Annotated in this window: 9 protein-coding genes; 5 read left to right on the top strand and 4 right to left on the bottom strand. The window is 64.8% G+C overall.

Going from position 1 to position 6,576, the window contains the following annotated elements:
* Window positions 1–230 (bottom strand): hypothetical protein (locus tag J0I64_RS21720; protein ID WP_291412233.1); only part of this gene is annotated, 230 nt, incomplete at its 3' end.
* 109 nt (window positions 231–339) lie between these two features.
* On the opposite strand from J0I64_RS21720, the gene J0I64_RS21715 reads away from it, so the two are divergent.
* Window positions 340–789 (top strand): hypothetical protein, encoded by a 450-nt coding sequence (locus J0I64_RS21715; protein ID WP_291412231.1) that lies wholly within the window; start codon window positions 340–342, stop codon window positions 787–789.
* 60 nt (window positions 790–849) lie between these two features.
* On the opposite strand, the gene J0I64_RS21710 is transcribed toward J0I64_RS21715, so the two are convergent.
* Entirely contained in the window at window positions 850–1,101 is a 252-nt protein-coding gene (locus J0I64_RS21710) for a hypothetical protein (protein WP_291412229.1), read from the bottom strand.
* Between the two features lie 153 nt (window positions 1,102–1,254).
* Window positions 1,255–2,022 (bottom strand): hydroxyacylglutathione hydrolase, encoded by a 768-nt coding sequence (gene gloB, locus J0I64_RS21705; protein WP_291412227.1) that lies wholly within the window; start codon window positions 2,020–2,022, stop codon window positions 1,255–1,257.
* 94 nt (window positions 2,023–2,116) lie between these two features.
* Between gloB and J0I64_RS21700 the strand changes: the two genes are divergently transcribed.
* The 3 genes from J0I64_RS21700 to J0I64_RS21690 all read left to right on the top strand — a co-directional run bounded on the left by J0I64_RS21700 (window position 2,117) and on the right by J0I64_RS21690 (window position 4,989).
* Entirely contained in the window at window positions 2,117–2,848 is a 732-nt protein-coding gene (locus J0I64_RS21700) for a class I SAM-dependent methyltransferase (protein ID WP_291412225.1), read from the top strand.
* A 78-nt stretch (window positions 2,849–2,926) separates the two neighbouring features.
* Window positions 2,927–4,021 (top strand): histidinol-phosphate transaminase, encoded by a 1,095-nt coding sequence (hisC, locus tag J0I64_RS21695; protein WP_291412223.1) that lies wholly within the window; start codon window positions 2,927–2,929, stop codon window positions 4,019–4,021.
* Window positions 4,018–4,989 carry a prephenate/arogenate dehydrogenase family protein gene (locus J0I64_RS21690; protein ID WP_291412221.1) on the top strand — a complete coding sequence of 324 codons (972 nt, stop codon included), beginning with the start codon at window positions 4,018–4,020 and terminating at the stop codon, window positions 4,987–4,989. The genes hisC and J0I64_RS21690 overlap by 4 nt, the downstream gene beginning before the upstream one ends.
* On the opposite strand, the gene J0I64_RS21685 is transcribed toward J0I64_RS21690, so the two are convergent.
* Entirely contained in the window at window positions 4,986–5,699 is a 714-nt protein-coding gene (locus tag J0I64_RS21685) for a transglycosylase domain-containing protein (protein ID WP_291412219.1), read from the bottom strand. The two genes, J0I64_RS21690 and J0I64_RS21685, sit on opposite strands and share 4 nt — an antisense overlap.
* Before the next feature lie 84 nt (window positions 5,700–5,783).
* Here J0I64_RS21685 and J0I64_RS21680 point away from each other — a divergent pair.
* A partial coding sequence (locus tag J0I64_RS21680; RefSeq protein WP_291412218.1) for a polyprenyl synthetase family protein occupies window positions 5,784–6,576 on the top strand: 793 nt, incomplete at its 3' end.

The raw sequence follows: 6,576 nt of genomic DNA, 5'->3' as shown, positions 1-6,576 counted from the left end.
GGATCACCTCCGCATAGCGTCACGAACAGACGCTGCTGCACGAAGGCGGCAAAATAGTCGCGCGCCGGCGGCGGCAGCGACACGCCGGAAGCGGCGATGGCGGTCTCCGCCTCACTTGCCGCCTGGTCGAGCGCCTGCATCACTGCAGCCCAAAGCCGGGCTTCGGCCTTGTCCTGAATTTCAAGATAGCGCCGCTCGTCTGGCGTCGGCACGGGGCAGGTCTCGGTCATCTGGCGTCTCCTGGGGCGTCACCCTTCTAGCGCCTGCAGCGCCGCCGCCAACTCCCTTTCGCCCAAAACCATCCTCTGGCATGCTCCGCGCACCAACCGGAGCCCTCTCATGGCGGAAACCGTCGTCCTGCCCACTCACCCCGTGCCACGCCGTGGCAACAGCTTCATCGTGCCGCTGCTGGTTTTTCCCTTCCTCGCCTACAACCTGGTCGTCTACCTGTTCTTCGGCGGCAATCCGATCAATTGGGGCGCGGGGCTCTTTTCCCTGCCCATGCCCTCGGGCATGCCCTGGGCGATCACGGCAGGCGATCTGCTGCTGGTCATCGGCATCATCATGCTGTTCTTCGAAGTGCTGAAATCGACCCAGACGGCGCGCAGCTCCATCATCGAGCACATGCTCTCCATGCTGCTCTTCGTCGTCTTCCTCGTCGAATTCCTGCTCGTCGGCGCTGCCTCGAGCTCGGTCTTCTTCCTCTTGATGGTCATGAGCCTGATCGATGTCGTCGCCGGCTTCACCGTCTCCATCACCAGCGCCAGCCGCGACGTCTCGATGACCTGACGGCCGCCCCGGAAACAAAAATCCCCGCTCCTGTCGGGCGGGGATTGTTTTCTCGGCGTCTCAGGCGACGACGGTCTTGCGATATCCCTGCGGCATCTGCGGCACGGAAATCCCTGCACCCTGCCGATAGGCCCCAACGGCCCGGTCGACACTCGCCGTTCGGCGTTCACGCTGCACCGGCAGATGCTCCCGCGCGGCGATCAACTGGCTGACGAATGCGGCGGTCGGCGCGCTCCAGGCGAGGGAGGGGCGTGGGCTCGCCATGCCAACCGGAACGGGAAGCTGCGTGCGGACTGTTTCACTATCGCTCATTCTGGCCCTCGCCTGTGTCATCGAGGGTCAGCTGTTCCGTTTCAGCACAGATCAACCGACCCCTGCACGCTACGGTGCAAGGCACGTGCCAGACGTTAACAGTCTGTTAACGATTTGGGATCCGGAATTGTGATCGGTGCACAGGGAAAAGGTTCAGAAATTATCCTTGCCCTTGCGCGTCGCGGCAAAGACATCCGCCGCCGGATGCCCCTCGAGGCCATAGTGCCGCGCCACCTCCGGCGCATCGGCGCGGAGGAACGGATTGGCCTGCTTGTCCTCCCCGAGAGCGAACGGAATGGTCGGCTTGCCCGCCACGCGCAAAGCCCGGACCTCGGCGGCCCGCGCCTGCAAGACGGTATTGTCAGGATCAACGCTCAGCGCAAATTTCGCATTGCTTTCAGTATATTCGTGCCCGCAATAGACCAGCGTTTCGTCCGGCAGCGCCCGCAACCGCTCCAGTCCTGCCCACATCGGCCCCGGCGTCCCTTCGAACATCCGCCCCACCCCGAGCGAAAACAGCGCATCCGCCGAAAAGAGATGGCCACCCTTGGGATCATGATAGACGATATGCCCCAGCGTATGACCGGGCGTCGCAATGATATCGAACGTAGTCTCCCCGAGCATGACCCGATCGCCATCGCCGACCAGCTCATCGAGCCCATCGATCTTGTCCGCCTCGTCCCGCGGCCCAACGACCCGGCAGCCAAAGGCCGCCTTCAATTCGCCAATCCCTTCCACGTGGTCGAGATGATGATGGGTGATGAAAATATCGCTCAGCGTCCAGCTGCGCATGCGTAGGGCCGCGCGAATGGCTGCCGCATCCGGCGCATCGAGCGCCGCCGTGCGACCGGTCGCTTCATCATGGATGAGATAGCCGTAATTGTCCTGGCGGGCGGGAAAAACATCAACGATCACGGCCATTTATTACCCCTCGAAACAGGCGCTGGAGATTTGGCGAAGGCTAGGCCCGATCCCCCGCGATGACAACCCGCATGGCTTTGGCTAGACTGAGCGCATGAGCAGCGATATCGGCCGCCTGATCGCCTATTACAAATCTCCCCTCGGGCGGATTTCCCGCGCGCTGGTGCGCGAACAGATCATTGCCCTTGCCGGCGACCTGAAAGGTCGTCGCGTGCTGGGCCTTGGCTTTGCAACACCCTATCTGCGTTTCGCACTGGCCCCCGCCGAACGCGTCCTGGCCTTCATGCCCGAACGCCAGGGCGCCTCCGCCTGGCCGCGCGAGGGTCCATCGCACACCGTCCTCTGCGACCCCCTCGAAATGCCGCTGGCCGACGCCTCGATCGACCTAACGATCGCCGTGCACGCGCTCGAACACGTTGCCGACGCCGAGGAACTGATGCGCGAACTCTGGCGCATCACCGCCCCGAACGGCCACCTGCTGCTGGTCGTGCCCCGCCGCCGCGGCATCTGGGCCCAGCGCGAGGCTACCCCGTTCGGCCAGGGAAGTCCCTATTCCGGCGGACAGCTCGAAAAGCTGCTGCGCGACCACAGTTTCGTGCCTGAAGCCTGGCGCGATGGCCTCTTCATGCCGCCCATGCAGTCCTCGCTGGTGCTGCGCTCGGCCCGCTTCTTCGAACGCGTCGGTCGGCTCTTTGGTCCGCCAATGAGCGGGGTCATCTGCGTCCGGGCCCGCAAGGAAGCCTTTCCCGCCGTGCCGCGCCGCAAGCGCGCCGAACGCTATGTGCGCCTGCCGGGCCTTTCGACGGCAACGGCCCGGTCGAGCTGACGCAAACGAGCCTTTGCCTTTGCCGCCCGCTTTGCATATGTTCCGCGCGGCCTATCCCGCCTGTCACAAAAGTGCGTCATGACCGCTCCCAATCGCCCCACGCCGCAGCCCGGAATCCTGGATATCGCGCCCTATATGCCGGGCAAGTCAGGCGCACCCGGCAGCAAGGCGGTAAAGCTTTCAGCCAATGAATCCCCCCTCGGCGCCAGCCCCAAGGCCATCGCGGCCTTTGCTGCCGCTGCCGAACATCTCGAAATCTATCCCGAGGGCTCTTCCCGCCTGCTGCGCGAGGCGCTTGGGGAAGTGCATGGCGTAGATCCCGGCGCGATCGTCTGCGGCAATGGTTCGGACGATCTGCTGCACCTTCTGGCTCAGATCTATCTTGGCGAAGGCGACGAAGCGGTCATGAACCGCTACGGCTTCTCGGTCTATCCCATCATCACCATGGCGACCGGCGCGAAGATCGTCATGGTCGAGGAAACCGATTACACCGCCGACGTGGATGCCCTGCTGGCGGCCGTGACGGAAAAGACCAAGGTGATCTGGCTCGCCAATCCCAACAACCCCACCGGCACCTATCTCAGCGACGCCGAAGTGCGGCGCCTCCACGCCGCGCTCCGTCCCGACATCCTCCTCGTCATCGACAGCGCCTATGCCGAATATGTCACCGCCGCCGACTATTCGGTCGGCCAGGAGCTCGTCGCCGAGGCTGACAATGTCGTCATGGTCCGCACCTTCTCCAAGATGGGTCTGGCCGCCGCCCGCATCGGCTGGATGGTCGGCCCCGACCATGTGATCGACGCCGTGCACCGCATTCGCGGGCCCTTCAACGTCAATCTGCCTGCCCAATTGGCCGGTGCTGCCGCGACCCGCGATATCGAGTTCAACGCCAAGCTGCGCGCCCACAATGCCAAATGGCGCGAGTGGCTGACGGCCGAGCTGAGCGGCAATGCCATGCGCGTGTTGCCGAGCCAGGCCAATTTCATCCTCGTCCTCTTCGCCGATGCCGAAACCGCCGCCAGGGCCTTCGAAGTCCTGATGGACGGCGGCTACATCGTCCGCGAAGTCTCGAAATCCTATGGCATCGACAATGGCCTGAGGATTTCCATCGGTTCGGAAGAGGCCATGCGTGGCGTCGCCGGGATTCTCAAAGCCATGGGGTCTGCCCAATGAGCACGCATTTTCGCAAACTCGCCCTGATCGGCATCGGCCTTATTGGCTCTTCCATTGCCCTCGCCGCTCGCCGGCAGGGCCTCGTCGATGTCATTTCCATCGCAACGCGCCGCCAGGAAACGCTCGACGAAGCCCGCGAACTGGGCCTCGGCGATATCTATACGCTGGATGCGGCCGAGGCCGTGCGCGGCGCCGATCTCGTCATCCTCTGTGCCCCGGTCGGCGCCTATGATGCCTTGGCCCGCGCCATCGGCCCGGCTCTGGAGCCCGGCGCCATCCTGTCCGATGTCGGCTCGGTCAAGGCGCACGTCGTCAAGGTCGTCGGCCCGCATGTGCCCTCAGGCGTCCATTTCATCCCCGGCCACCCGATTGCGGGCACCGAACATTCCGGCCCCTCGGCTGGCTTCCCCGAGCTTTTTGCCGGTCGCTGGTGCGTGCTGACACCCGGCCCGGAAGTGCCCGCAGCCGAAACCGAAAAACTCGCCGCTTTCTGGCGCGCCATGGGCTCGAAGGTCGAAAGCATGGATGCCGAACACCACGATATGGTGCTCGCCATCACCAGCCACATTCCGCATCTCGTCGCCTACAACATCGTGGGCACGGTGGCCGATCTTGAAACCGCGACCCAGTCCGAAGTCATCAAGTTCTCGGCCTCGGGTTTTCGCGATTTTACCCGCATCGCGGCCTCCGATCCGGTCATGTGGCGCGACGTGTTCCTGACCAATCGCGACGCGGTTCTGGAAATGCTCGGCCGCTTCCTCGAAGACCTCTCCATGCTGCAGCGCGCCGTGCGCAATGGCGACGGCGCTTCGCTCGAAGCCATGTTCACCCGCACCCGGGCCATTCGCCGCTCGATCATCAATGCCGGCCAGGAAACCGCGGCGCCCGATTTCGGCCGCCCGCATGAAACCCCGCCCGCCCCGGAAACGACCGCGGTCCGCGAACACGGCGGCGGCGACGACGCCTAAAGGTCCAACCGACCGTCTTTCCCCACACAGGCAGCGCGCGTGCCATAGGTGCGCGCCCTGTCCTCGACGATCCCCGCGACCCGCAGCAGCCCCGCATTTGGCCGCGCCGGATTGCGCACCAGAGGATTGGGCAAGGTCACCGCCAAAAGGCTCGCCGTGCGCCAGTCAAGGTTCTGCGGTTGGCGCTCAAAGGCCCGTTCACTCCCGGCCACGATGCCGAATTCTCCCTCCGGCCCCCATTCGGCAATATTGAGATAGATTTCCATGATCCGCTTCTTGGACAGGATCAGGTCGACATAGATCGCCAGCGGAATTTCGAGCGCCTTGCGCACATAGCTCTGGTCGTTCCAGAGGAAGAGATTACGCGCCACCTGCATGGTAAGGGTCGAGGCCCCGCGCGTCGGCTCGCCGGCAAGAAAGTTGTCGACCTCCGCCCGCAGCGCACCAACATCTACACCCCAGTGCCGGCAGAACTGCCCATCCTCGGAGAGGATGACCGAGGCCTTCAACCGATCGGAAACATGGTCGATGTCGCGCCAGGTCCGCGTCACCGGGCGCCCGGTGAGATAGCGCTCCAGCATCGGCACCGAAATGGGGTCGACGACGAGATAAACCGGCGTCAGCACCAGCGGAATGGCCACGAGCACCGCGATGACGGTGCCAAGGAGTCGGAGGGCCCGCCAGAGACCTTTGGATGCTTTTCGTGCCATGGCACGGTGATAGCGGCAGAAGGCCCCATGGCCAAGGCCGGAAGTCCCCTTGCCGCCCGCCGGGCAAAGGGTTAGCAACGTGCCATGTACGACTTTTCCGCCGATAGCGCCGATTGTGCCCGTGCCGTTGAGGCCGGTCTTTCCGAATACCTGACCGGTGCGCGGCTTTCCGGCCCAGGCCCGGCTGCCGACCGCGTCGTCGCCGCCATGCGCCATGGCGCCCTCGAAGGCGGCAAGCGCCTGCGCCCGCTGCTGGTACGGCAGGCCGCTGCCATCTTTTCGATGCCACCCGCCGCCTCGCAGCGCGCCGGCCTCGCCGTCGAGATGGTGCATTGCTATTCGCTGATTCACGACGACCTGCCGGCCATGGATGATGATGACCTGCGCCGCGGCCGCCCCACCGTGCACAAGGCCTTCGACGACGCTACGGCCATCCTCGCAGGCGATGCTCTGCTCACCCACGCCTTTGCCGTGCTCAGCGATCCGGCGACCCACGCCGATCCCGAAACCCGCATTCGCCTCGTCACCGAACTGGCTCTGGGAAGCGGCGCCGGCGGCATGGTCGGCGGCCAGATGCGCGATATCGAGGGCGAAAAGGGCGGCTTTTCCGAGGGCGATATCGCCATCATGCAGGCCATGAAGACCGGCGCCCTGATCCGCGCCAGCGTCCGCATCGGCGCCATTCTGGGCGGGGCAGACCTCCGCGCCCTCTCCGCGCTCACCGCCTATGCCGAGGCGGCCGGCCGGGCCTTTCAGCTCGCCGATGACATTCTCGATGTCACCGCGACGCCCGAGGCCATGGGCAAGGCCACCGGCAAGGACGCCAAGGCCGGCAAGCAGACGCTGGTGCAAAAGCTCGGCGTCGACGGCGCGCGCA

The sequence above is a fragment of the Devosia sp. genome, from assembly GCF_017307565.1.
Lineage (GTDB): Bacteria > Pseudomonadota > Alphaproteobacteria > Rhizobiales > Devosiaceae > Devosia.
The sequence above is the reverse complement of the archived record's forward strand: the minus strand, read 5'-3'. Positions and strand labels throughout refer to the sequence as shown.